Here is a 25,302-nt window from a genome sequence, read left to right as displayed (position 1 = left end):
ACAAGAGACTCTTCATGGCCCAAGAACACGCTCCCCGCCTCGAACCCCGTCTGTTCCATCCCCGTTACTGGGGGAGCTGGCTGGGCCTCTCCCTGCTCTGGCTGCTGGTGTTGCTGCCCTGGCGCAGCCAGATGTGGCTGGGCCGCCAGCTCGGCACCCTGGCCCGCAAGCTGCTGAAATCCCGCGTCAAGATTGCCCGCCGCAACCTGGAGCTGGCGATGCCCGAGCTCAGCCGGGATGAGCGCGAAGCCCTCCTGGTGCAGAACTTCGAGAGCGTGGGTTGCGCCATCTTCGAGGTGGGCATGGCCTGGTTCTGGCCAGACTGGCGGATGCGCCGCCTGATGAAGGTGGAAGGGGAAGAGCACGTCATCAACGCCATGGAGAAGGGCCAGGGGATGCTGCTGCTCTCCTGCCACTTCCTCACCCTTGAGCTCAATGCCCGCTGCTTCGGCCTGGTGCGCCCAGGGGTCGGCGTCTACCGCCCCAACACCAATCCGGTGCTGGAGTACGCCCAGTACCACGGTCGCTGCGCCTCCAACAAATACCTGGTGGACCGGATGGACGTGAAGGGGATGATCAAGGCGCTGCGCAACGGCGACGCCCTCTGGTATGCACCGGATCACGACTACGGCAGCCATGCCAGCGTCTTCGTGCCCTACTTCGCGGTGGAGCAGGCCGCCACCATCACGGGGACCGCCACCCTGGCCCGGGTGAAGAACACCGTCACCCTGCCCTGCTACAACATCCGCACCCGGGAGGGCTACACCCTGCATATCGGGGCCCCGCTCGCGGACTACCCGAGCGGTGACGACATGGCGGATGCCAGCCGCGCCAACCGCGAGATTGAAGCCGCCGTGCGCAAGGCGCCGGAGCAGTACATGTGGCTGCACCGCCGCTTCAAGACCCGCCCCAATCCGGACGATCCCGGCTACTACTGATGCCCTCCCGCCCCGTCGACCGGGCAAGTCCAGACGACAGGACAGGATGGCACCGCGCCCCATGAAAAAGCCCTCGCACTGCGAGGGCTTTTTTGTTGGCTGCCAGCGTCTGCCTTACTGGCGGATCAGGCGGTAGATGGCGTAGCCGGGGTGCTTGGCGTCATCCATCGGCAGGGTGGACTGGTACGACAGATCCGCCCCCGCCAGGGCCTTGGCCTCGTCGGTCGGCGAGGAGTAGAGGCGCACGTCCACGTTGGCGGGCAGGGCCTTCATGTGCCAGTTGTTGTTGGCCGCCGGGCTGAAGCCGGCCGGGTTGTCCGCAGACTGGGCCTTCAGGTACTGGGCGATGATCTCCCGCGTCTCGAAGGGATCTTCATGGACGATGTTGCTGCCGTCGATGCCCGGGAAGTGGCCGCCGCCGCTGGCGCGGTAGTTGTTGGTCACCACGTAGAACTTCTGGGCCGGGTCCACGGGCTGGCCGTTGAAGGTGAGGCCGCTGATGCGCTGGCCGTCGCTCACCTTGACCCCGTCCTTGCTGTAGCGGGCCGGCTGGGTGATGTCCACCTCATAGTTGACCCCGTCAATCACATCGAAGTTGTAGGTGGGGAAGCTCTCGTTCACCAGCCACTGCACCTCTGTCTTGCCGGTGTCGATCTGGTTGAACTGGCCGGCGCTCATCTCCAGCCACTCCTTGACGGTGGCCCCGTTCACCTCGACCACCTGCAGGGTGTTCGGATAGATGTAAAGGTCGGAGACGTTGCGCAGGGAGATGTCACCCTGGGCCACGTAGGTAAAGTCGTTGATGCCGTTGCGACCGCCACGGAAGGGGGCCGCCACCGACAGGATGGGGTAGGACTCCTTGAGCAGGCCGTCTTGTTGCAACTGTTCCGCGTGGCGGCGCTGGGCATCGCTCACCAGCTGCACCGAGGGGTCGTCCTGCACCAGGGCGAAGAAGCTGTGGATGGGGGAGGTGATCTTGCCGAGCGGCTCGTCCAGCCACTGGTTGGTGGCGTCGTGATCCGCCTGCACCAGGTCCACCACCCGCTGATCCACCGCACTGCCCTCGCTGGCGTCTATCTTGCGCAGGCTGGCCTGGCTCTGCTTCACCTGCCACTTGCCGTCCACCTGCTCCAGCTTGAGGTCGATGATGCCGAGGTGGTTGCCCCAGTAACCGGGCATCACGGTGGGGATGCCGCTCAGGGTACCGGCCTGGTTGTCCACCTCCGGCAGATCCGGGAAGTCCCCGGGGAAGTTCTTGTGGGCGTGGCCCAGCATCAGGGCGTCCACCCCCTTCACCTTGGCCAGATGCCAGGCGGAGTTCTCCATCATGGCCTCATAGCTGCTGGCATTGATGCCGGTGTGGGCCACCACCACCACGATGTCGGCGCCCTTGGCGCGCAGCTCGGGCACATAGTGATTGGCGGTCTCGACCATGTCGGCCACCACCACCTTGCCCTCCAGATGGCGCTTGTCCCATTGCAGCACCTGGGGCGGGGTCAGACCCAGGATGCCCACCTTGACGCGCTGGCGCTGGCCCTTGTCATCGGTCACCTCGCGCTCCAGCAGCAGATAGGGGGTGAACTTGTTGCCGCTCCAGTCAATTTGCCCCTTGGCATCGCGCTTGAAGGCCCCCGCCTCGAACACGTTGGCGTTCACATAGGGGAAGTCGGCTCCCGCCAGCACCTTGCCGAGGTAGTCCAGGCCGTAGTTGAACTCGTGGTTGCCCAGGTTGCCCGCGTCGTAGCCCAGCTCGTTCATCGCCTTGAACACCGGGTGCGCCTGCTTCTCGAGGTAGCCGGCACCGGACTGCTCGAAGATGTAGTCCGCCAGCGGCGTGCCCTGAATGAGGTCACCGTTGTCGAGCAGCAGGTTGTTGGGGTTCTCGGCGCGGGCGGCGCGGATCAGCAGGGCGGTGCGGGAGAGGCCGAACTTGCGATCCTCCTTGTTCTGGTAGTAGTCGTACCCCAGCACGTTGGAGTGGATGTCGGAGGTCTGGATCAGGCGCAGGGAGACGGTCCCCGGCTGCGCCTTGCTGTCATTCTCGTTGCTGCAGGCAGACAGCAGCACGATGGCGGCAATAGCCCCCAGCTTCATGGTGTTATTCACTGTTTTTTCCCTTTTATTATGAGTAACGCTTTACCAGCGCCGGGAATTTAACAGACGAATATGTCAGCAGATGGCACCGGGACTCATTTTTATGAAGCCCGGCACAAAAATAGCCTCATGAGGCCGATATGGCACCCAGTGCCAACTTGGCCGCCAGCACCAGCATGATGAGACCTACAACAAGATCAATGGCTTGCTGCACCCGGCCCCGGGCAAGCCAGGGGGAAAGCGCCGCCGCCCCGAACGCCAGTCCGTAGAACCAGACCAGAGAAGCCAGCATGGCCCCCGCCGCGAAGGCGGGTCTGAGCTCCTCGGCAAACTGGCTGCCGAAGGAACCAAGCAGCATCAGGGTATCCAGGTAGACGTGGGGATTGAGCAGAGTGACTCCGAGGGTCATGGCCAGCACGCTCTTCACCCCCATCAACCGGGGCGAGTCCGCCAGGGCCGCCTCCTGGCCGCGCCAGGCACTGCGCAGGGAGCGCACCCCGAACCAGCCGAGGAAGAGCACGCCGCCCCAGGTCAGCAGGGCCAGGCCGATCGGGCTGGCTGCCAGCAGGTTGGCCCCGCCGAACACCCCGATGCCGATCAGCACGAGGTCGCACAGGCAGCAGAGGGTCGCCGTCAGCAGGTGGTGGTTGCGGTGAATGCCCCGGCTCAGCACGAAGGCATTCTGGGCCCCGATGGGGATGATCATGGCAAGGCCGAGGGTAAAGCCTTGCAGGGTGGTGGCGAACATGGGGATGCGTTCCTGTGAAAGTGAGAAACGCACTATAAGGGGGCACGAGTAATCAGAGAAATTCATTCATTTTCTGATGCATTCATAAAACTGATGAAAACCGGGCCGAAACCACACAAAGAAGGTTGTCAATTGCAGGATCTGACAATTGTGGGGTCACAGCCCCGCCCCGAGAATCGGCGGCAGGATGGGACGGCGCAGGACAGCGGTGATGGCGACAGAGGGGATGCCAGGCGACGAGCCGGTGCCGCCGGGCCTGTATTCACTGCAGCAGGGAGGGGAAGTTGGTGACCACCACCTGCTCCAGGTTCGGCAGCAGGATGCCGCTGCTCACCCCCTTGGCGATGGCCTGGTAGCGGTTCATCGACCCCGTCTTGCGGGTGACCTGGTTGAGGTGGTAGTTCACGGTGCGCTCCGTGATGCCGAGGATGCAGGCGATCTCCCCCGATGTCTTCCCTTCGCTGGCCCAGAACAGGCACTCGGTCTCCCGCTCCGTCAGGGGCTCCTGGGGATCGTCCTCCCTCATGCTCTGGCGCACGATCCGGATCGCCGCCTCGAAGATGTAGTTGGACATCCAGGAGAGGATGGGCGAGGACTCCAGCATCAGATCGCTCAACGCCCGCTCCCGGGTGATGAAAGAGAGTATGCCGTTCTCCCCCGCCGCCCCGTGCAGCGGGAACGAGATGCCGTTGCGCAACCCGAATTCCGCCGCCAGCCCCATCACATCCATGCTCCCCTCTTGCAGGAAGCGCGCCTTCTCGTCCAGCCGGTTCCAGTAGATGGGCAGGGTCTGCCTGCGGGCGAGCTGGATGATGGGATCGCAGGCCAGCATGTTGTTCAGGGTGTAGGCCTGTACCCAGGAGTCGGGGCACTGGTTGAACAGCACCACCTTGGGCCTTTGCATCGACATGGGCAGGATGAGGGCGAAGCGGTAGTAGTCGTAACCCATTCCCAGGGTGAAGCGGCCGATGAGCTCGGACAGCCGGTTGCCATCGGTCACCAGCGTGAAATGTTCCAGGTACTCAAGCAGTTGGTCGCGTGTCATAGGCAAGCCTCCCCTGGCCAAGGCCTTGGATTATAGCGCCTAACCATGAAATGGAGAGACATGAATGCTTGTTTTCAAAGGAAAATTGAAAGAACACCCCAGATGGGAGGTCGAAAACGAGCTCTACCGATTTCGCAACCGCGTCTTCTCCGATCGACTCGGTTGGGACGTGGAATCCCGCCGTGGCCTGGAGCGGGACAACTTCGACAAGCCCGACACCCACTGGGTGCTGATTGAGGACAAGCAGGGGCTGTGCGGCTGCATCCGCCTGCTCAGCTGCGCCCAGGATTACATGCTGCCCAGCATCTTCCCCACCGCCCTCGCTGGCGAAGCCCCCCCGCGCGGCAACGACGTGTGGGAGCTGACCCGCCTCGCCATCGACGCCGACCGGGCCCCTCGCCTGGAGAACGGCATCAGCGAACTCACCTGCGTCATCTTCCGCGAGGTGCTGGCCTTCGCCAGGGAGCAGGGGATCCGCGAGCTGGTGGCCGTGGTCAGCCTGCCGGTGGAGCGCATCTTCCGCCGCCTCGGCCTGCCCATCGAGCGCCTCGGCCATCGCCAGGCGGTGGATCTGGGGGCCGTGCGCGGGGTCGGTATCCGCTTCCACCTGGACGAGCGTTTCGACCGCGCCGTCCATCGCCCCCTGCAGGGCCATTACCGGCCGGCGGGGGATGCACTGCTCGCCGTCATCTGAGCAAAAAAAGTCCCGGGACCGGCCCGGGATTCAAGACGCTCGCTATGGTCCGTTTCCACCCCATGCAAAAACGGACCAGGTGAGTATCTTATGAATCTCATTTCAGGGCTACTGTCACATCTCACAGGGGCAGCCCCGGGCACGGGCCCCCTCCATGGGGGCGGTCAGGTTGTCCTCTGGCGCGCCCTTGAGTAGCATTCTTGCTGAACTCCCTTTTTTCATAAGGAATGCTGATGAAAACGCTGGACTACAAGCTGCTGCTGGCCCTGGACGCGGTGATCCGGGAGCAAAACTTCGAGCGCGCCGCCCAGCGTTTGCACATCACCCAGTCCGCCATCTCCCAGCGCATCAAGCAGCTGGAGCAGCAGTTTGCGGAGCCGCTCATCATCCGCAGCCAGCCGCTGCAGGCCACGGGGCTCGGCCAGAAGCTGCTGGCCCACTATCGCCAGGTGCGCCAGCTGGAGCTGGAGCTGGCCGGCGAGCTCTCCCCCGACGAGCCCAGGGCCCCCATCCGGGTCAGCATCGCCGTCAATGCCGACAGCCTGGCCACCTGGTTCCTGCCCGCCCTGGCGCCACTGCTGGAGCAATACCCCATCGAGCTGAACCTGCTGGTGGATGACGAGAGCCGCACCCTGGACCGGGTGCGCGAGGGGCAGGCGTTCGGCGCCGTCAGCCTGCAACCCCAGCCGCTGGCGGGCTGCTGCGTCGACGAACTCGGCGAGATGCGCTATCTGCTCACCGCCAGCCCCGCCTTCGTCGCCCGCCACTTCCCGAACGGCCTCACGGCGGCGGCCCTGGCCAAGGCGCCGGCGGTGGCCTTCGATCAGCGCGACGACATGCACATCAGCTACATGGCCCGTCATTTCGCCCTCCCCCCCGGTGGCTACCCCTGCCACACGGTGCGATCCTCCGAGGCCTTCGTCGCCATGGCGGAGCAGGGGCTGGCCTGCTGCCTCATCCCGGAATTGCAGATCCGCCAGCAACTGGAAGAGGGGCGCCTGCTCGATCTCAACCCGGATCACCACCTGGTCGAGCAGCTCTACTGGCACCGCTGGGTGCTGGAGCGGGGGCTGCACAAGCAGATATCCCAGCGCCTGATCCAGCAGGGGCGACGGGCACTGCAACCCCGTTGAGGGGGCCATTCACCTTGGCTTTGGGGGGGTAAAAACGTATAGTGCTGGGCGATTAACCATCAGGTCTCCACTCAGGTTCCCCATTTATGTTCCAAGACAATCCGCTGCTGGCCCAGCTCAAGCAACAAATCCGCGAAAACATCCCCAAGAAAGAGGGTGTGATCCGCGCCTCCGATCGGGGCTTCGGCTTCCTGGAGGTCGATGAGAAGACCAGCTATTTCGTGCCGCCTCCCTACATGAAGAAGGTGATGCACGGTGACCGGGTGAGCGCCCTGATCCGCACTGAAAAAGAGAAAGAGGTGGCCGAGCCGGATGCCCTGCTGGAACAGGCCGTCACCCGCTTCGTCGGCCGCGTCAAGATGTTCCGCGACCGCCTCAACGTGGTGCCCGACCACCCCCTCATCAAGGACGCCATCAAGGCCCGCGCCAAGAAGGGTCTGGACGAGAAATCCTTCAAGGAAGGGGACTGGGTGGTCGCCACCCTCAAGCGCCATGCCCTGGTGGACGGCAACTTCTCCGCCGAGATCACCCAGCTCATCGCCACCCAGGAAGATCACAACGTGCCCTGGTGGGTAGTGCTGGCGCGCCACAACCTGGCCCAGATTGAACCGGCGGACCTGCCGGAGTGGAAGGTGATCGAAGAGGAAGAGCTGCCCCGCCGGGATCTGACCCAGGTTCCCTTCTTCACCATCGACGGTGCCAAGACCAAGGACATGGACGATGCCCTGGCCATCACCAAGCTGGAGAACGGCTGGGAGCTGCTGGTGGCCATCGCCGACCCGACCGCCTATGTGGCCGAGGGGAGCGAGCTGGACAAGGAGGCCGCCCAGCGCGCCTTCACCGTCTACATGCCGGGACGCAACGTGCCCATGATCCCGCGCACCCTCTCCGACGAGCTCTGCTCCCTGAAAGAGGGCGAGGAGCGCAACACCCTGTGCGCCCGTCTGCTCATCGCCGAGGACGGCCTGCTGCTGGAGGAGACCGAGTTCTTCGCCGCCCGCATCAATTCCCATGCCCGTCTCAGCTATGACGACGTCTCCGACTGGGCCGAGCACGGCAAAGCGCTGGATATCGACGCCGGCGTGCTGGCCCAGCTGCCCCTGATGAAGGCGATGACGGAGGCCCGCATCAAGTGGCGTACCGAGCACGCCCTGGTGTTCCCGGACAGACCCGACTACGACTTCGAGCTGGGTGAAGACGGCGAAGTGCTGGCCATCCACGTGGAGCCGCGCCGCATCGCCAACCGCATGGTGGAAGAGTCGATGATCGCCGCCAACATCTGCGCCGGCCGCGTGCTGGGCAAAGAGGTCGGCTACGGCATCTTCAACGTCCACACCGGCTTTGACGAGGAGTCCCTGGACGGCGCCATCGAGCTGCTCAAGACCGCCGAGGCCCCGTTCGAGAAGGAAGAGATCGCCAGCCTCTCCGGCTTCTGCGCCCTGCGCCGCTGGATAGACAACCTGGACACCCGCTGGCTGGACGGCAAGATCCGCCGCTTCCAGAGCTATGCCCTGATGTCCGCCGAACCGGGCGCCCACTACGGCCTGGGTCTGGATGCCTATGCCACCTGGACCTCCCCCATCCGCAAATACGGCGACATGGTCAACCATCGCCTGCTGAAAGCCGTCATCGCCGGCAAGACCCCGGGCGAGCGCCCCAGCCTGGAGCTGACCGAGCACCTGACCGCCTGCCGCCGCCTGCACCGCATGGTGGAGCGCGACATCGGCGACTGGCTCTATGTGCGCTACCTCAAGGCCGATGCGGGCACCGACAAGGTGTTCAACGCCGAGATCATCGACGTGATGCGCGCCGGCCTCAAGCTGCGCCTGCAGGAGAACGGCGCCGTGGTCTTCATGCCCGCCCGCCATATCCTGGACAACAAGGATCGGCTGGAGTGCAACTGGGACAACGGTCGCGTCTATCTGGACAAGACCGAGGTGGTCTACGAGCTCGGCCAGATCATCGAGGTGAAGCTGACCGAGGCGGTGGAAGAGACCCGCTCCCTCATCGCCAAGCCGGCGGTGGATCTGGTGCCGGGTCCGGCGCCGGTCTCCCCTGCCAGCGAGGCCGATGCCGCGCCTGCCGACGAGGCCCCCAAGGCGCAGTGATCCCCCTGCTTGTCTGCCCTGCAAAAGCCCGCATCCTGCGGGCTTTTTTTATGGCTGCGCTCCGCGGGCAGACGGATGGGAGACCCGCTCGCAGGCCCCTGCCTGCGTCGCGACCGGCAGGGAGGAGCAAGACGGGAGCGGATCAGGATCCGCCACCCGGGCGTCACAAGAGGCCTTGTCGGAACCGATCCTCTCGGGGGAAAAACTGAAAGTGGGTTACAAAATAAATGATTCATTGATGATTAACGATGAACTGCGGCATATCCATCGTCATTACTTGCGAATACGAGGCGACAAACCATGACTCATTTGAGTGCAAAACTTGTTTTTGTGACGAAAGTCACGTTGACACCGTATTTGCGCAAACCACAAAACGAGACATCAATCACAAAAAATTGACACCCAGAGGCGAGAAGATCGAAATGTAGCCGAAATACAGCGACTGACTGTGATCGTCATCACTATGCCGGGAGGGGGGAGGTCGGGGTATTTGAGATCCAGGTCACAAGACACCCCGTTTTCAGCCTAATTTGATCACAAGCTGGTAGATTGAAGTTGCTTAGACGACTGGGATGGGAGTTCGGCAAAACTCGTCATCCCGACTACCACTTTTAATCACACAGGCTTAAAACGGGGTCCCGACATGTTATCACCGGATACCAAAGTCAAGATACAGAATTTTGGACGCTTCCTGTCCAATATGGTCATGCCCAACATAGGCGCCTTCATCGCCTGGGGCTTCATCACCGCCCTCTTCATCCCCACCGGCTGGCTGCCCAATGAAACCTTGGCCAAGCTGGTCGGTCCCATGATCACCTACCTGCTGCCGCTGCTCATCGGCTATACCGGCGGCAAGCTGATCGGGGGTGACCGGGGGGCCGTGGTCGGTGCCATCACCACCATGGGCGTCATCGTGGGGACCGACATCCCCATGTTCATGGGCGCCATGATGGTCGGCCCGCTGGGTGGCTGGGCCATCAAGCGCTTCGACAAGGCGATGGAAGGTCGCGTCAAGAGCGGCTTCGAGATGCTGGTGAACAACTTCTCCGCCGGCATCATCGGCATGTTGCTCGCCATTCTCGCCTTCTTCGTCATCGGTCCCTTCGTCAAGGTGCTCTCCGGCGTGCTGGCGAGCGGTGTCGGCTTCCTGGTGGACAACCACATGCTGCCCCTCACCTCCATCTTCGTCGAGCCGGCCAAGATCCTGTTCCTGAACAACGCCATCAACCACGGCATCTTCTCGCCGCTCGGGATCCAGCAAGCTACCGAACAGGGCCGCTCCATCTTCTTCCTGATCGAAGCGAACCCGGGTCCGGGCATGGGCGTGCTGCTGGCCTACATGGTGTTCGGCCGTGGCGCCGCCAAGCAGTCCGCAGCCGGTGCGTCCATCATCCACTTCTTCGGCGGCATCCACGAAATCTACTTCCCGTACGTGCTGATGAACCCGCGCCTCATCCTGGCGGTGATCGCAGGCGGCATGACCGGGGTCTTCACCCTGACCCTGTTCAACGCAGGTCTCGTCTCCCCCGCCTCCCCGGGCTCCATCTTCGCCGTGCTGCTGATGACGCCGAAAGCCTCCCTCATCGGGGTGCTGCTCTCCATCGTCGCCTCCGCCACCGTCTCCTTCCTGGTCGCTGCCGTGTTCGTCCGTGCCCAGCAACCGGAAGCCGACGAGGCCGATGCCCTGGGTGAAGCCACCCGCAAGATGAAGGCCATGAAGGGTGCCAAGCCCGAGACCACCGCCGCCAAGAAGCCGGAAACCGAGCTGACCGCAGTGCGCAACATCGTCGTCGCCTGCGATGCGGGCATGGGCTCCAGCGCCATGGGCGCCGGCATGCTGCGCAAGCGGGTGCAGGCCGCCGGTCTCGACATCAGCGTCACCAACCGTGCCATCAACAACCTGGACGATCAGGTGGATCTGGTCATCACCCACAAGGATCTCACCGACCGTGCCCGTCGCCATGCGCCGCATGCACAGCACATTTCGCTGACCAACTTCCTCGACAACGCCCTCTATCAGGAGCTGGTACAGAACCTCAGCCTGGCCAACGCGGCCAACGATGACGTCGCCAACCCGCAACTGCTGGTGGCGGCCAACGACGACAGCTACGAGCCGCAGGATCCGGAAGTCTTCACCCTGAGCCTGCAAGACGTGCACCTGGGCCTCAAGGCCGAGAGCAAGGAAGCGGCCATCGTGACCGCCGGCAAGCTGCTGGCCGAGCGAGGCTATGTGGCACCGGACTACGTCGACGCCATGCTGGAGCGCGAACAGCTGGTCTCCACCTACCTCGGCGAATCCATCGCCGTGCCCCACGGCACCATCGCCGCCAAGGAGCACGTGAAGCGTACCGGCATCGTCATCTGCCAATACCCTGCCGGGGTCGCCTTCGGCGAGGGCGCCGATGAAGTGGCGCGCCTGGTCATCGGCATTGCCGCCCGCAACGATGAACACATACAGGTCATAACCCGCCTGACCAATGCACTGGATGAGCCCGGTCTCGTCGACCGGTTGGCCAGCACCCAGGATCCCCAGGAGTTCCTGGATCTGCTGGGGGCCGAGCAGGCCGCGTAATCATCCGTCATCGTCTTTGGTTGTAGAGGTTAATATCATGAAAACATTACATTTTGGTGCCGGCAACATCGGTCGGGGCTTCATCGGCAAACTGCTGGCGGACGCCAGCCATCAGGTCACCTTCGCCGACGTCAACGAGACCCTGATCGACCAGCTCAACCACCGCCAGGAGTACAAGGTCCACGTGGTGGGCACGGATCAGAAGCTGGACGTGGTGCGCAACGTTGCCGCCGTCAGCTCGGCCGGACACGAGGTGATCGCCCGTATCATCACCGCCGATCTGGTTACCACGGCGGTCGGCCCCAACATCCTGGACAAGATTGCCAGCACCCTGGCCAAGGGGCTGCAGGCCCGCTTCGATGCCGGCAACCTGACTCCCCTCAACGTCATCGCCTGCGAGAACATGGTGCGCGGCACCAGCCACCTCAAGGAGGAGGTACTCAAGTACCTGCCGGTCGCGTATCATGCCACCCTCGAGCAGTGCGTCGGCTTCGTCGACTCGGCGGTGGATCGCATCGTTCCGCCCGCCGCGGCGAACGACGATCCCCTGGAGGTGACGGTGGAGAGCTTCAGCGAGTGGATCGTCGATCGGACCCAGTTCAAGGGGGAGCTGCCCCAGGTGGCAGGCATGGAGCCCACCGACAACCTGATGGCCTTCGTCGAGCGCAAGCTGTTCACCCTCAACACCGGCCACATCGTCACCGCCTATCTCGGCAAGCTCAGGGGCTATCGCACCGTGCGCGAGGCGATCGAGGATCCGCTGATCCGCAGCAAGGTGCGCCGCGCCATGGAGGAGAGCGGGGCCGTGCTGGTGAAACGCTACGGCTTCGACCCGCGCCTGCACGCCGCCTACATCGAGAAGATCCTCTCCCGCTTCGCCAACCCCTATCTGGTGGACGAGATTGACCGGGTCGGTCGCCAGCCGCTGCGCAAGCTGGCGGCGGGGGACAGGCTGGTGAAGCCGCTGCTCGGCACCCTGGAGTACGGCCTGCCCAGCGATCACCTGCAGGAGGGCATCGCCGCCGCACTGCATTACCGCAATGAGGACGATCCCCAAGCGGTGGAGCTGCAGGCCATGCTGGCGGAACTTGGTCCGGCACGAACACTGGCCCGCGTCACCGGCCTGGATGAGCACAGCGATGTGGTACGCACCATCGTCGCCCGTTACAACAACTTGAAGTGACCTGATGGGGTGGCGTCACACCGCCCGTGACGGACCCCGTACGATACAAACCGGGGGAGGGCCTGCTCTCCCCCTGTCAGCCGGACCCGAAGCACTTATGACCACACACCAGGAAGATGAAGTACTGGAGCGACTGAACGAGCAGGATGGCCCCCGCGGCTTCTTTCTCGAGGTCGTGACCATCCTGGAAGAGGCGGTCGACTCCCTGATGCGGCGAGCCTTTCGTCAGGAGGAGTATGCCGTCAAATACGCCATCGAACCCCTGCTCAACCAGAGCGGCCCCCTCGGCCAGCTGGAGGTGCGCCTCAAGCTCATCTTCGCCCTCGGCCTCATCTCCCTCGAGCGCTATCAGGATCTCGAGGCGTACCTGAAGATCCGCGATTTTCTGGTACGCGACCCCAAGGATTACCGCTTCAGCGACAAGCCGGTCCGCGATCTGCTCGAGCGCCTGAATGCCATCCAGCAGGGCAGCATGATGCCGCAGGATCCCCCGGCCAACGAGGAGGACTGGCCCCTCTACCAGATGCAGCTCAACCGGCTCGATCAGATGGTGCGCTCCGCCCTGGTGCTGGCGGTGACCGATTGCGTCACCGAACTCCACAAAGAGAGCCCCATCTGATCTGAGCGGCTCTCCCCTGCACGCCTGGCGGGTGTCATCTTGCCCCCCTTCCCCGCTACACTAGGTCCAACCCCATCACCTGTACGAGGTTGGCATGATAGCTCTCTCCCTCGCCGGAATAGCCCTCATCTCCCTGCTCGCCCAATGGCTTGCCTGGTCCGTGCGCGTTCCCGCCATTTTGTTCCTGTTGCTGAGCGGCCTATTGCTCGGCCCGGTGACCGGTCTGCTCGATCCCGATCAGTTGCTGGGGGATCTGCTGTTTCCCCTGGTCTCCCTCTCGGTCGCCATCATCCTGTTTGAAGGGGCGCTGACCCTGCACCTGACCGAACTCAAGGGGATCGGCAAGGTGGTACGCAACCTCTGCTCCACCGGCATGGTGACCAGCTTTGCCGTCATCGGCGCCGCCAGCTACTTCCTGCTTGGGCTGGACTGGCGGGTCGCCATGGTGCTCGGCGCCGTGCTGGTGGTGACCGGCCCCACGGTGATCGCCCCCATGCTCAACGTGATCCGCCCGGTCCGGGAGGTGGACAAGATCCTGCGTTGGGAGGGGATCGTCATCGACCCCATCGGCGCCCTGTTCGCGGTACTGGTGTTCGAGGCGGTGCGCCTCGGCAGCCAGGGGGATCTGGTCGGTCATACCCTGCTGGCCCTGGCCAAGACGGTGGGAGTGGGGTCGCTCATCGGGGTCGGTGCCGGCTGGCTCACCACCCTGCTCATCCGCAAGGACTGGCTGCCGGTCAGCCTGCACAAGTTCGGGGTACTGGCGCTGGTGCTGGTGACCTTCACCCTGTCTGACTGGCTCAGTCACGAATCCGGCCTGCTGGCGGTGACGGTGTTCGGCATCTGGCTCGCCAACCAGGAGGGGCTGGATCTGGAGGAGGTGCTGGCCTTCAAGGAGGATCTCGCCGTCATTCTCATCTCCTCCCTCTTCATCCTGCTGGCAGCCCGCCTCGATCTGGCTCAGCTCTGGCAGCTCGGCCCCATGGTGCTGGCCCTGCTGTGCGTGGTGCAGTTCGTGGCCCGCCCGCTCTGCATCCTGGTCTCGACCCGGGGGTCGGACCTGCCCTGGCGCGCCCGCGCCCTGCTCGCCTGGATAGCCCCCCGGGGCATAGTCGCAGCGGCGGTCAGCGCCTCCTTCGCCATCAGCATGCACGAGGCCGGCATCGAGGATGCCGACAAGCTGGTGCCCCTGGTGTTTGCGGTCATCATCTTCACCGTGGTGCTGCAGAGCCTGACGGCCACGCCATTGGCCAGATTGCTCGACATGCGCCAGAGCGCCCCCAATGTCTGGCTGCTCATCGGCGCCAACTCGGTGGCCCGGGCCATCGGCAAGGCGCTGGCGGATCAGGGGATCCCGGTGCAGCTCTCCGATCCTGCCTGGGAGCACTGCAAGCTGGCCCGCATGAGCGGCCTGCCCTGCTACTTCGGCAACCCCCAGTCGGAGCACGCCGAGCGGCACCTGCCCCTCACCAGCATCAGCACCGTGCTGGCGCTCTCTCCCAGCCGCCACAACAACGCCCTCGGGGTGCTGCACTTCGCCCACCTCTACGGGGAGGAGAAGGTCCACTCCCTGCGTTCCAGCGAACAGCACGGCAAGGCCAACCGGGAGAGCGCTACCTTCCGTGCCCGCCAGAACCTGTTCGGTGCCGACATCAACTTCGCCAGGCTGAGCGGCCTGCTGAGCCGGGGCGGGCAGATCAAGGCGACCCGCCTGAGCGACACCTTCGACTGGGACCAGTATCAGGAGGCCAATCCCGGCGCCATTCCTCTGTTCGTGCTGGATGCCAAGGCCAGACCCAGGGTGGTCACCGGCCCTGTCACGCCGCTGCCCGGGGAGCTGCTGATCGCCCTGCAACCGCCCCGTGAGGGGGCGACGGCGCCCTGATCCGATGACGGCGCCACCGGGAAGGAGAACTAGACTTGAGGGTGGCGCCATGAGTCATAGGAGGATGTCATGACAGTCAGTGAATTGCGCGCGCTTCACCAGCAGCACAGGTTCAAGGAGGCGGAGATCATGCACGACATCGTCTCCCCCGGCTGGATCGTGGAGTTCAGGGGGCAGGACGGCCACCTCTACGTGATGACGGACACCCTGGGGTGCCCCATGAGCTTCTCGTCCACCGAGGAGGCACGGGACCACATCCACCTGGTGGCCGACTGCCCCGTCCAGGTCGAGCACCTCTACCGCTTCTTTGAACGCTGAACACCCATCGAAAAAGGCTCCCGAGGGAGCCTTTTCTCATTCCGGCTGCGTGGGCTCAGCCTCCTTTCCCTCCAGCCGCCTCACCGGCTTTTGCAGAATAAGGTTCGCCGGATAGGTGACCAGATCGCCGTTGTCATCGCGCACCCGCACGTAGAAGAGGCCGATCTCGGTGATGATGCCGGTGACGGAGTCATCCTTGTCGAGGATGCGGATGCGATCGCCAATCTTGTAGGGGAAGGCGAAGAAGATGGTGATGCTGGCGGTGATGTTGGAGAGGATCGACCACTGGGCCACCATGGCGACCCCCAGCACCGCGAAGAAGGAGGAGGCGAGCACCACCAGCCGGGAGAAGTCGAGCCCCCAGACCCCGGCCAGGATCAGCAGGGTGGCGCAGCCCAGCAGGAAGTGGAATACGTGCTCCACGTAGATCACCCGGTTCTCGCTCACCTGCCGGCTCTGGCCAAGGGCCATCAGGCTCTTGTGAATGAGGCCGCGCACCAGGGTGTGCCCCAGCAACAGCAGCAGGGTCACGCCAAAAGATTCCCATGTCGTCATGTTCACTCCTTACCACCAGCGCCTGTGCTTGAGCCAGACCGCCAGTCCGGTCGCCAGCACCAGCAGGAAGCCACAGAACACCCAGAAGGCAGTCGGACTCTCGGCCCCGGGGATCCCCCCCAGGTTGATGCCGAACAGGCCGGTCAGGAAGCTGGCTGGCAGGAACAGCAGCGCCATCACCGACATCTGGTAGGCGCGGCGGTTGGTCGCCTCCGCCATCAGGTTGTTGATCTCGTCCGCCAGCACGGCGGTGCGCGCCACCCCGGCATCCAGATCGTCGAGCCAGCGCCGCAAGCGGTCGGCGATGTCGAGCAGGCGTCGCCTGTCATCTTCGTCCAGCCAGCTGATCTTCTCGTTGGCCAGGCGCGCCACCAGATCCCGCTGAGGGGAGAGGTAGCGACGGATCATGATGAGCTGCTTGCGGATGCGCGCAAGCCGACCGTTGGCGGGCAGGTCGCGCATCAGCACCATCTCCTCCAGATCCAGGATCTGGTCGTGCAGCTCCTCGACGAACTCCCCGGCCCGGTCGGTCAGGGCGTCGCATATCTCCACCAGCCAGTCGGCGGGTGTGTCGGCACCGCCCCCCAACGACAGCTGCTCGAACACATCTTTCTCGGAGAGCAGCGGACGACGTCGGCTGCTGATGATGAGATCCGGCGTGATGAAGATCCGCAGGGCAACCATCTCTTCAGGCCTGTGATCCTTGTTGTGGTTGATGCCGCGCAGGATCAGCAGCACCGTCTCCCCCATCCGCACCAGCTTGGGACGATTGCTCTGGCCGAGCAGGGCCTCCCGGGCCGCCTCCCCCAGCAGCGGCGTCTGCAGCAGCCAGCGCGCCGACTCCGGGTTGCCGTAGTCCAGATGCAGCCAGCCGGGCTGAGCACCGGGGATCTCGCTACCTTCGGCCAGCGGGGTCATGCCCCCCTTGCCGTCCAGGGTCAGGCCATAAATCACGTCACCGGGCACCCGATCCATCTCGTCTCCTTCTCGTTTCATGTGCAGGCCCCAGCTTACACCAAAGGCGGGGACGACTCAGCCCCGGGGCAGCCGCCCCGCACCAGCCATGCTAAGATGCGCCACCCGTTCCAGACATAGGAAGCCATGCCATGCCCATCTGGGTTGATGCCGATGCCTGCCCCATCCCGGTCAAGGAGATCCTCTACCGCGCCGCCCACCGCGCCCAGGTGGTGACCACGCTAGTGGCCAACCAGGGGCTCAGAGTCCCCCCCTCCCCCTTCATCAAGACCCAGCAGGTGGAGAAGGGCTTCGATGTGGCAGATCATGTCATCGCCCAGCAGGTCAAGCCAGGCGACCTGGTGATCACCGGCGACATTCCCCTCGCCTCCTGGGTCATCGACGCCGGGGGCGAGGCGCTCAATCCCCGGGGCGAGATCTACACCCGGGAGACCATCCAGGCACGGCTCGGGATGCGCAACTTCATGGAGGAGCTGCGCTCTGCCGGCGTCCAGACCGGTGGCCCTGCGCCCTTCAACGCCGCCGACAAGCAGCGCTTCGCCAATGCGCTGGACAAGTGGCTGGTCAGGGGCAAGCTAAGCTGATCACCCTCTCCCCGGCCCACCGCCGGGGAGAGCCATTCATTTCCCTTTTCCCTTAATTCTTCCTTAATGCTCCTTGATTAGCCTTGCGACTGTTGACCCAACCACCCGCAAGGAGCAAGCAATGAAACTGACCCCCCTGTTGTTACTGATCCCCCTGTTGAGCGGCGCAGCCCTGGCCGACCCCCAATGCACCCAGGCCGACAAGAGCAAGTGGATGAGCGAAGCCGACGCCCAGCAGCAGATCAAGGCGATGGGCTACGACATCAAGAAGTTCAAGGCCACCAAGACCGGCTGCTACGAGATCTACGGCTGGGACAAGGAGAAGCGCAAGGTCGAGATCTACTTCGACCCGACCGACCTGAAAAAGGTGAAAGAAGAGATCGACGAGTAACGCCGCCCCGGGCCGGTCTTCCCCCGGCCCCCACCATGGAGCCTTGCCATGACACCTGCCTCTGAAGTGAAAGTCTGGGATCCCCTCATCCGGGTGTTTCACTGGGCGACCGTCACCCTCTGCCTGCTCAACTTCTTCGTGCTGGAAGAGGGCAGCAAACCCCACAGATATGCTGGCTACGCGGTGGGCATCCTGCTCATCATCCGCCTGCTGTGGGGGCTGATCGGCCCCTATTACGCCCGCTTCGGCCAGTGGTGGCCAACCCCTGCCCGGGTCCGCTACTACCTGCGCCAGCTCGCCCAGGGGCGCCACCCCTACTACCTCGGCCACAATCCGGTCGGCTCCCTGATGATCTGGCTGCTGCTGCTGTCCCTGGTCGGGACCGTCGTCACCGGCTGGCTCACCACCTGGGATGCCTTCTGGGGCGAGGAGTGGCTGGAGGAGCTGCACGGCATCATCGCCAACACCCTGATGGCCGCCGTTGGCGTCCATGCGGCCGTGGTACTCCTGACCGATCGCCTCACCCGCAGCGATTTGGTCCGCGCCATGGTGCTGGGCAAAAAGCGGGTCCCCGCCAACATCAAGGTGGAAGACCCCCGCGCTTGATGGCCGGGCTGCCGACCAGTCCCCTCCTCTGTTCACCCGCTCATCTGCCCAAAAAAAGACCCCCTGCCAAGGCAGGGGGTCGTCATGAGCAGCGCGGGGGGAGGACCTAGATCATCACACCGGCGATAACGGCGGAGAGCAGGCTCACCAGGGTGGAGCCATAGACCAGCTTCAAACCGAAGCGGGAAACCATGTTGCCCTTCTCTTCGTTGAGCGCCTTCACCGCACCGGCAATGATGCCGATGGAGCTGAAGTTGGCGAACGACACCATGAAGATGGAGAGGATGCCGACGGTGCGCGGGGAGAGCTCGGCGGCAATCTTGCCCAGATCCATCATGGCCACAAACTCGTTGGTCACCAGCTTGGTCGCCATGATGGAGCCGGCCTGCAGCGCTTCACTGCCCGGGATGCCCAGGATCCAGGCAACGGGATAGAAGATGTAGCCCATGACGTGCTGGAAGTTGACGCCGAACGCCGCCTCGAACAGGTAATTGATGAGGGCGATCAGGGCAATGAAGCCCACCAGCATGGCACCGACGATCACCGCCACGGTGAAACCGGCCATGATGTATTCCCCCAGCATCTCGAAGAAGTTCTCCTTCTTCGGCGTATGGTGCTCGTCACCCTCGGCCAGCGCCTTGGCATCGGTCACGGTATTGTCGGGCTCGTAGGGGTTGATGAGGGAAAGCACCACAAAGGTGCTGAACATGTTGAGTACCAGCGCGGCCACCACGTAGCGCGGCTCGATCAGCTGCATGTAGGCACCGACGATGGACATGGAGACGGTGGACATGGCCGTCGCCGCCAGGGTGTACATCTGCTTCTCGTTCAGGTGCGGCAGTATGTTCTTGAGGGCGATGAAGTTCTCGGACTGACCGACGATCATGGAGCTGATGGCGTTGAAGGACTCCAGCTTGCCCATGCCGTTGATCCTGGCCAGCACGGTGCCGATGCCACGAATGACGATGGGCAGCAGACGGATGTACTGCAAAATGCCGATCAACACGGAGATGAAGACGATGGGCATCAGCACCATCAGGAAGAAGGAGAAGGCCCCTTCGTTGACCAGACCGCCGAACACGAAGTCGGTCCCCTGCTTGGCAAACTCCATCAGCTTGGTGAAGCCGGCGGCAAAGCCACCCACCACCGCCAGACCCACTTCGGAGTTGAGCATGAACCAGGCGAGCGCCAGCTCGACCACCAGCAGCTGGCCGATGTAACGCAGCTTGATCTGTTTCCAGTTGCGGCGGTTTGCCAGCAACGCCAATGCCAGGACCATCACGAGTCCGAGCACGAAATGAACGTATTCCATACCAGTAGCACCCATTGAATTGTTATTTTTGACCGGCGCCATCATAAAGAACTGCATATTTAAAAATCAGAGAATCATCACAATCCGCGGTAAAAATATGCATGCGAAATAATACAAACGTTTTTAAATTAATTGCCAAGACACATGATTATTAATCGTCATTGATAAAGCTTAAAAATAAATAAAAAACAATAAGTTATGCTCTTTCATTAATTTTATTCCTCATTCGTGTATATATTTCATAACGGCTATATCCCATATGGCATCCTCCGATGACTCATCATCACCAGGACATGTTTAATTAAAAACGTTTTCTCGCCATTCATCATGATCTGGCCATGACCACCCTGTTCCATTGTGCTCTTTTTACATACCGCAAGCCCGCCAACGCAGACAGAAGCCTCCATCGGCAACCCATGACACCAACCGTTCAAATATTCACCGCATCCGGCGGCACATTCTGGTATGATGCGCCCCCTTGCGCACCGCGCCCCCCCATTTCTGGTTTTCCGACATAGAGTCCTTTTGTGAACAACAGCGAATTTAGCAGCCTGAACCTCTCCTCCGCCCTGCAGGACAACCTCGCCAGCCTGGGCTATCTGCAGATGACCCCGATCCAGGCCCAGAGCCTGCCCCTGGTGCTCGACGGCAAAGATTTGATCGCCAAGGCGAAAACCGGCAGCGGTAAGACCGCGGCCTTCGGCCTGGGTCTGCTGGCCAAGCTGGACGTCAACCGACTGGCCGTGCAGGCGCTGGTGCTCTGTCCGACCCGCGAGCTGGCGGATCAGGTGGCCACCGAGATCCGCCGTCTTGCCCGTACCCTGCCCAACGTCAAGCTGGTGACACTGTGCGGCGGCACCCCGACCGCACCGCAATCCGCCACCCTGGGCTTTGGCGCCCACATCGCCGTCGGCACCCCCGGCCGGATCCTCAAGCACCTGGAGCAGGGCACCCTTGCGCTCGACGACCTCAAGACGCTGGTGCTGGACGAAGCGGATCGCATGCTGGACATGGGCTTTGGTGAAGACATCAACCGCGTCATCAGCCACGCCCCGCGGGACCGGCAAACCCTGCTCTTCTCCGCCACCTATCCGGAAGGGATCGCCCAGATGAGCCGCGGCGTGCAGCGCAATCCGGTGGAGGTGAGCGTGGAGTCCCTGCATGAAGAGAGCGCCATCGAACAGAAGCTGTATGAAGTGCCGGCCGGCCAGCGCCTCGATGCCCTCACCTGGCTGCTCAGCCACTACCAGCCGAGCTCCTGCGTGGTGTTCTGCAACACCAAGCGCGCCTGCAACGACGTGGCCGATCACCTGGCCGCCAAGGGCTTCTCGGCGCTGGCGCTGAACGGCGATCTGGAGCAGCGTGAGCGGGATCAGGTGCTGGTGCGCTTCGCCAACGGCAGCGCCACCATACTGGTCGCCACCGACGTGGCGGCCCGCGGCCTCGACATCAAGGAGCTGGGGGCCGTCATCAACTACGAGCTGACCTACGACCCCGAGGTGCATGTGCACCGCATCGGCCGTACCGGCCGCGCCGGCCAGCAGGGCCTGGCCCTGAGCCTCTACCAGCCGAACGAGGCCCAGCGCGTCAACTTCATCGAGGAGTACCAGCAGGCCCCCATTCCCCAGGGCGACCTGGCCGGGATCGGCCGCGACATCAAGCCGATCGCGCCGCAGATGGTGACCCTCTCCATCGATGCGGGCCGCAAGAGCAAGGTGCGTGCCGGTGACATCCTCGGCGCCCTGACCGGCGAAGGCGGCATTGCCGGGGCCGATGTGGGCAAGATCCAGATTTCCGAGCAGTACTCCTACGTGGCGGTGAAGCGCCAGGTGGCGAGCGCCGCCCTCAAGCGGTTGCAGGAAGGCAAGATCAAGGGGCGCAGCTACCGTGCCCGCAAACTGGGCTAAGGTATTTCACACGCCCCAGCCAGACCACAGGCGCCTGACAGGCGCCTGTTTCATATCATTCGCCGCCATGCGGCAAGACAGGTGACATGACCCAAGCAATCCAGAGCGATGTGAGCTGCCAGAACTGCGAAGCCTGCTGCTGCCGCCTCGAGGTGATGCTCTTCACCGACACCGGCGTGCCGGACCGCTATATCGAGGAGCGGGAAGGAGAAGTGCCTGTGATGCACAGACTGGAAGATGGCTGGTGCGCCGCCCTCGACCGCAACACCATGATGTGTCGCATCTACGAGGTGCGGCCGCTTATCTGCCGTGAATTCGAGATGGGGGAGCCCGACTGCCTCGACGAGCGGGACAAGTGGTTCATCAGGCTGGAGTAACCGGGGTGTTCAACCCGTGCTGACGTGGATCTCCTTGCCTTGCAGCCCCTCGAGGCGCAGTGTCAGCCAGTGGATGGCCTGTGCTTCCTCCTCGAAATAGCGCACCTCCTGAAAGGGAAGCTCGCTGAAGACGTGATCCGCCAGATAACGTTTGAAATCCCCGATCATGACCACCGCCAGAAAGGCGCAGCCATGAGTGGCGCACCAGTTGAACTGGCGACGAAAACGGGCCAGCACCTCGGGGCCGGCGGCCTCGAACTCGGTCGCGACCTCGACGATGCCCCAGGGGGCTCCCTGCAAACGGCTTATCTGCTGGCTGAACTTGCCCTCATAGGCCATGGCGCCTGCCAGGTTGAAAGGGCCGCTCGGCCGACAGATCAGCAGTTGCCCTTGTCGCTGCATCTCAAAATGGCCGTGTGCTTGCACGTTCACCTCCTGCCTTGAGTCCTTCGCTGCGGCTGATATGCCCTGTGTTGCCACAAAGTAAGAATTTATCCCCGAAAAGTCCATGAAGCACCCCCCATTGTGAACGGAAAGCGCCATTCAACCCCCGTTTTTACCCCGATGGCGGAATGTACATTTCCTCGACATGTTCTGTTGCAGTTAACAAAACGTTGCTGCTATTATCCGCGCCACTCAAAACATTCCACCTACTGAAACCTTTTGGCGTTCACCCAGGGATCAACGATGAAGCAACAAGACGCAAGTTATTACCAACGGATCTGGCGCTGGCATTTCTATGCCGGTCTCTTCGTCGCCCCCTTCCTGATCCTGCTCTCCCTCACCGGCATCGTCTATCTGTTCAAACCGCAGCTGGACAACCTGTTCTACCCCGAGCTGATGAAGGTGACGCCCGCCACCCAGACCCTGAGTGCCGACCAGCTGCTGGCCAAGGCAACCATCGCCATGCCGGACGCCAGCCTGCGCAAATACCTGCCCCCGGTGGCAGCGGACGCGAGCGCCCAGATAGTCGTGATGCGTGAAGGGCAGGAGCTGACCCTCTTCATGGATCCCGCGAACGGCGCCCTGCTCGGCACCATGGACAACAAGTGGAACCTGCAGGCGGTGGCGCGTGCTCTCCATGCGGAGCTGATGCTTGGCACAACAGGTGATCGCCTGATCGAGCTGGCCGCAGGCTGGGGAATCGTGCTCCTCGTCAGCGGACTCTATCTCTGGTGGCCCCGCAAGGGACCGGGTGTGGGGGGCATCCTCTGGCCGAGAATGCACCAGCGCGGCCGTCTCTGGTGGCGTGATCTGCACGCCGTGGTCGGCTTCTGGGGCGCAGGTTTCCTGCTGCTGCTGCTGCTGACGGGCATGACCTGGACCGGTTTCTGGGGCGGCCAGTTCGCCGATGTCTGGAACCGCTTCCCTGCGGCCATGTGGAACGAGGTGCCCAAGTCGGCTCCCCTCACCCGCAGCCTCAACCAGGCTCACGAACAGACCGTCTCCTGGGGGGCCGAGACCCTGCCCATGCCGAGCTCCCAACCCACGGCAGAGAGCCATGATCACAGCGCCATGACCCATGGCGGCGGACACGAGGGCATGGTCATGGCCAGCCATCGCATTCCGCTGCAACAGGTGGTCGACATCGCCAGCGAGCGGGGGGTCAGCCCGGGTTACAGCATCACCCCCCCGGTCGGTGAAACCGGCGTCTATACCATCGCCATCTTTGCCGATGATCCCCGCAACGACGCCACCCTGCACATCGACCAATACAGCGGCAAGGTGCTGGTCGACGTGCGTTGGCAGGATTACGGCCCGGTCGCCAAGACGGTGGAAACCGGCGTCATGCTGCACATGGGCAAGCTCTACGGCTGGCCGCACCAGCTCGTCATGCTGCTCATCTGCCTGATGATTCTGGCAAGCTCGGTGAGCGGGCTCTGGATCTGGTGGAGCCGCCGTCCCAGTGGTCGCCTCGCCGCCCCGCCCCTGCCCGCCAAGTTGCCTCCCATGGGCGGTGCCATCGCGGTGCTGGTCGTGCTCGGGATCTGCTTCCCGCTGGTGGGGGCCTCCATGGTTGCCATCTGGCTGCTGGACTGTCTCTTCTTCTCTCGCCGCACGGCCGTAGCCCAGGCAAGCTGACCCAGGGGCAAGCCCGCCTCATCCACACGAGGGCTCCCTGTCGGGGGCCCTCGTCGTCTGCATCACCTGGCATCATCCTTCGCCTGGCGGCATGCTCCTCCCCTGGCGATCATCACATCGGTCTGATGAACAACAACGCATCGACACAACAGCAAAAAGGGCTCCCGTTCGGGAGCCCTTTTCATTGCCAAACGCGTCGGCCTCAGGTGAGCGCCAGCCCGGCGGAGAGCAGCAGGCTGAACAGAAATGCGCTGATGGCGGTCTTCTTGAGGGCGCCGGTCAGCACCTCGCCATCGAAACTCTCTCGCAGGGTACGGGCGGCATCGGTGAGGGGCTTCATGGCGGGCAGGAAGATCCAGGGCCAGAGGCTCGCAGGCTGGGTCAGCAGGAAGGCGATGGTCGCCAGCAGCGCAGCCCCCAGCAAGACCCAGTGATAGGCGATGGCCCGGTTGCGGCCAAGGCGTACCGCCAGGGTGATCTTGCCGCTGGCGGCATCGGTCTCGATGTCCCGCACGTTGTTGATGTTGAGCACGGCAGTCGCCAGCAGGCCGCAGGCGGTGGCAGGCAGCAACAGGTCCCACTCCAGGCTATGGGTGAAGAGGTAGTAGGAACCGAGCACCCCCAGCAGGCCGAAGAACAGGAACACCGAGATGTCCCCGAAGCCGCGATAGCCGTAGGGGCTCTTGCCCACCGTGTAGGTGATGGCCGCGACGATGGCCGCTCCCCCCAGCAGGATGAACGTCAGGATCTGCTGCCACGCCTCCCCGAAGGCGCAGACCAGCAGGGAGAGGCCGCTCACCACGGCCGCCAGGGCGGTCAGCCCCATGGCCACACACATCTGGTGCCGGGTGATGAGGCCGGAAACCACGGCGCGCTGGGGACCGATCCGCTCCCCGTTGTCGGCACCGGAGACCGCATCGCCATAGTCGTTGGCCAGATTGGAGAGAATTTGCAGCAGGATGGCGGTCAGCAGGGAGAGTCCCATGATGGTGCCGTCGAACGCTCCCCGGCTGGCTGCCAGCCCCGAGCCCAGCAAGATGGAGGAGCACGCCAGGGGCAGCGTTCGCAAACGCGCCGCCAGCAACCAAACAGAGAAGGTATTTGTCATATTGTGATGGCCAAACAATCAGATATTGATCGTGTTAAGGGTTATCGAACCGGATTTAGGTATACTTG

23 protein-coding genes are annotated in these 25,302 nt (G+C 63.3%); 15 read left to right on the top strand and 8 right to left on the bottom strand.

The genetic code is table 11. From position 1 onward, the window contains the following. The first annotated feature begins 14 nt into the window (after positions 1-14). A complete protein-coding gene (lpxL, locus tag H7R73_RS01985) occupies positions 15-938 on the top strand; it encodes an LpxL/LpxP family Kdo(2)-lipid IV(A) lauroyl/palmitoleoyl acyltransferase (RefSeq protein WP_010672769.1) in 924 nt (307 codons plus the stop codon). Positions 939-1,052: 114 nt separating this feature from the next. Here the strand turns inward: lpxL and H7R73_RS01980 are convergent, their stop codons facing one another. From H7R73_RS01980 to H7R73_RS01970, 3 genes are all read right to left on the bottom strand, one after another. Further along, positions 1,053-3,032 carry a bifunctional 2',3'-cyclic-nucleotide 2'-phosphodiesterase/3'-nucleotidase gene (locus tag H7R73_RS01980; RefSeq protein WP_041214379.1) on the bottom strand — a complete coding sequence of 660 codons (1,980 nt, stop codon included), beginning with the start codon at positions 3,030-3,032 and terminating at the stop codon, positions 1,053-1,055. Between the two features lie 127 nt (positions 3,033-3,159). Next, positions 3,160-3,780 carry an L-lysine exporter gene (lysE, locus tag H7R73_RS01975; protein ID WP_042015435.1) on the bottom strand — a complete coding sequence of 207 codons (621 nt, stop codon included), beginning with the start codon at positions 3,778-3,780 and terminating at the stop codon, positions 3,160-3,162. A 262-nt stretch (positions 3,781-4,042) separates the two neighbouring features. Further along, entirely contained in the window at positions 4,043-4,825 is a 783-nt protein-coding gene (locus tag H7R73_RS01970) for a LuxR family transcriptional regulator (protein ID WP_128318315.1), read from the bottom strand. A gap of 64 nt (positions 4,826-4,889) precedes the next feature. Between H7R73_RS01970 and H7R73_RS01965 the strand changes: the two genes are divergently transcribed. The 8 genes from H7R73_RS01965 to H7R73_RS01930 all read left to right on the top strand — a co-directional run bounded on the left by H7R73_RS01965 (position 4,890) and on the right by H7R73_RS01930 (position 15,337). Further along, positions 4,890-5,519: an acyl-homoserine-lactone synthase gene (locus tag H7R73_RS01965; protein ID WP_029313613.1), complete on the top strand. Its 630-nt coding sequence runs from the start codon at positions 4,890-4,892 to the stop codon at positions 5,517-5,519. Positions 5,520-5,752: 233 nt separating this feature from the next. After that, on the top strand, positions 5,753-6,652 hold the full coding sequence (locus tag H7R73_RS01960; protein WP_010672764.1) for a LysR family transcriptional regulator ArgP: 900 nt from the start codon (positions 5,753-5,755) through the stop codon (positions 6,650-6,652). 86 nt (positions 6,653-6,738) lie between these two features. After that, positions 6,739-8,760: an exoribonuclease II gene (locus H7R73_RS01955; RefSeq protein WP_103259426.1), complete on the top strand. Its 2,022-nt coding sequence runs from the start codon at positions 6,739-6,741 to the stop codon at positions 8,758-8,760. Between the two features lie 643 nt (positions 8,761-9,403). Continuing rightward, positions 9,404-11,332: a PTS mannitol transporter subunit IICBA gene (locus tag H7R73_RS01950; RefSeq protein WP_103259425.1), complete on the top strand. Its 1,929-nt coding sequence runs from the start codon at positions 9,404-9,406 to the stop codon at positions 11,330-11,332. 37 nt (positions 11,333-11,369) lie between these two features. Beyond that, positions 11,370-12,515: a mannitol-1-phosphate 5-dehydrogenase gene (locus H7R73_RS01945; RefSeq protein WP_052815685.1), complete on the top strand. Its 1,146-nt coding sequence runs from the start codon at positions 11,370-11,372 to the stop codon at positions 12,513-12,515. Positions 12,516-12,612: 97 nt separating this feature from the next. Beyond that, the gene (locus H7R73_RS01940; RefSeq protein ID WP_010672759.1) at positions 12,613-13,134 is read left to right on the top strand and encodes an MltR family transcriptional regulator; all 522 of its coding nucleotides are present in this window, start codon (positions 12,613-12,615) and stop codon (positions 13,132-13,134) included. Between the two features lie 94 nt (positions 13,135-13,228). Then, complete coding sequence (locus tag H7R73_RS01935; protein ID WP_042015426.1) at positions 13,229-15,019, top strand: cation:proton antiporter; 1,791 nt, start codon at positions 13,229-13,231, stop codon at positions 15,017-15,019. Between the two features lie 69 nt (positions 15,020-15,088). Further along, entirely contained in the window at positions 15,089-15,337 is a 249-nt protein-coding gene (locus H7R73_RS01930) for a hypothetical protein (protein WP_010672757.1), read from the top strand. Between the two features lie 36 nt (positions 15,338-15,373). Here the strand turns inward: H7R73_RS01930 and H7R73_RS01925 are convergent, their stop codons facing one another. Next, a complete protein-coding gene (locus H7R73_RS01925) occupies positions 15,374-15,892 on the bottom strand; it encodes a mechanosensitive ion channel domain-containing protein (RefSeq protein ID WP_103259423.1) in 519 nt (172 codons plus the stop codon). A 9-nt stretch (positions 15,893-15,901) separates the two neighbouring features. Beyond that, positions 15,902-16,867, bottom strand: a complete 966-nt coding sequence (zntB, locus tag H7R73_RS01920; protein ID WP_171865294.1) for a zinc transporter ZntB — start codon at positions 16,865-16,867, stop codon at positions 15,902-15,904. Positions 16,868-16,998: 131 nt separating this feature from the next. Here zntB and H7R73_RS01915 point away from each other — a divergent pair, with 131 nt between their 5' ends. The 3 genes from H7R73_RS01915 to H7R73_RS01905 all read left to right on the top strand — a co-directional run bounded on the left by H7R73_RS01915 (position 16,999) and on the right by H7R73_RS01905 (position 18,448). After that, complete coding sequence (locus tag H7R73_RS01915) at positions 16,999-17,451, top strand: YaiI/YqxD family protein (protein ID WP_039039769.1); 453 nt, start codon at positions 16,999-17,001, stop codon at positions 17,449-17,451. Positions 17,452-17,572: 121 nt separating this feature from the next. Further along, positions 17,573-17,842, top strand: coding sequence for a PepSY domain-containing protein (locus H7R73_RS01910; protein ID WP_010672753.1), 270 nt, complete (start codon positions 17,573-17,575; stop codon positions 17,840-17,842). 48 nt (positions 17,843-17,890) lie between these two features. Beyond that, the gene (locus H7R73_RS01905) at positions 17,891-18,448 is read left to right on the top strand and encodes a cytochrome b/b6 domain-containing protein (RefSeq protein ID WP_103259422.1); all 558 of its coding nucleotides are present in this window, start codon (positions 17,891-17,893) and stop codon (positions 18,446-18,448) included. A 106-nt stretch (positions 18,449-18,554) separates the two neighbouring features. Here the strand turns inward: H7R73_RS01905 and H7R73_RS01900 are convergent, their stop codons facing one another. Beyond that, positions 18,555-19,760: a NupC/NupG family nucleoside CNT transporter gene (locus tag H7R73_RS01900; protein ID WP_041214374.1), complete on the bottom strand. Its 1,206-nt coding sequence runs from the start codon at positions 19,758-19,760 to the stop codon at positions 18,555-18,557. Between the two features lie 527 nt (positions 19,761-20,287). On the opposite strand from H7R73_RS01900, the gene dbpA reads away from it, so the two are divergent. After that, the gene (dbpA, locus tag H7R73_RS01895; RefSeq protein ID WP_103259421.1) at positions 20,288-21,667 is read left to right on the top strand and encodes an ATP-dependent RNA helicase DbpA; all 1,380 of its coding nucleotides are present in this window, start codon (positions 20,288-20,290) and stop codon (positions 21,665-21,667) included. An 86-nt stretch (positions 21,668-21,753) separates the two neighbouring features. After that, entirely contained in the window at positions 21,754-22,044 is a 291-nt protein-coding gene (locus H7R73_RS01890) for a YkgJ family cysteine cluster protein (protein ID WP_039039772.1), read from the top strand. A 9-nt stretch (positions 22,045-22,053) separates the two neighbouring features. Here H7R73_RS01890 and H7R73_RS01885 read toward each other — a convergent pair whose 3' ends face one another. Next, entirely contained in the window at positions 22,054-22,446 is a 393-nt protein-coding gene (locus tag H7R73_RS01885) for a hypothetical protein (RefSeq protein WP_442778437.1), read from the bottom strand. A 285-nt stretch (positions 22,447-22,731) separates the two neighbouring features. Between H7R73_RS01885 and H7R73_RS01880 the strand changes: the two genes are divergently transcribed. Then, the gene (locus H7R73_RS01880) at positions 22,732-24,126 is read left to right on the top strand and encodes a PepSY-associated TM helix domain-containing protein (protein WP_103259419.1); all 1,395 of its coding nucleotides are present in this window, start codon (positions 22,732-22,734) and stop codon (positions 24,124-24,126) included. Between the two features lie 202 nt (positions 24,127-24,328). Here H7R73_RS01880 and H7R73_RS01875 read toward each other — a convergent pair whose 3' ends face one another. Beyond that, positions 24,329-25,234, bottom strand: a complete 906-nt coding sequence (locus H7R73_RS01875; protein ID WP_029313608.1) for a 1,4-dihydroxy-2-naphthoate polyprenyltransferase — start codon at positions 25,232-25,234, stop codon at positions 24,329-24,331. Positions 25,235-25,302: the final 68 nt, after the last annotated feature.

Origin of the sequence: Aeromonas sp. WP2-W18-CRE-05, assembly GCF_014168615.1 — a bacterium.
Taxonomy (GTDB): domain Bacteria; phylum Pseudomonadota; class Gammaproteobacteria; order Enterobacterales; family Aeromonadaceae; genus Aeromonas; species Aeromonas caviae.
Note: the sequence above shows the minus strand (reverse complement) of the source record. Positions and strands in the feature narration are given on the sequence as shown.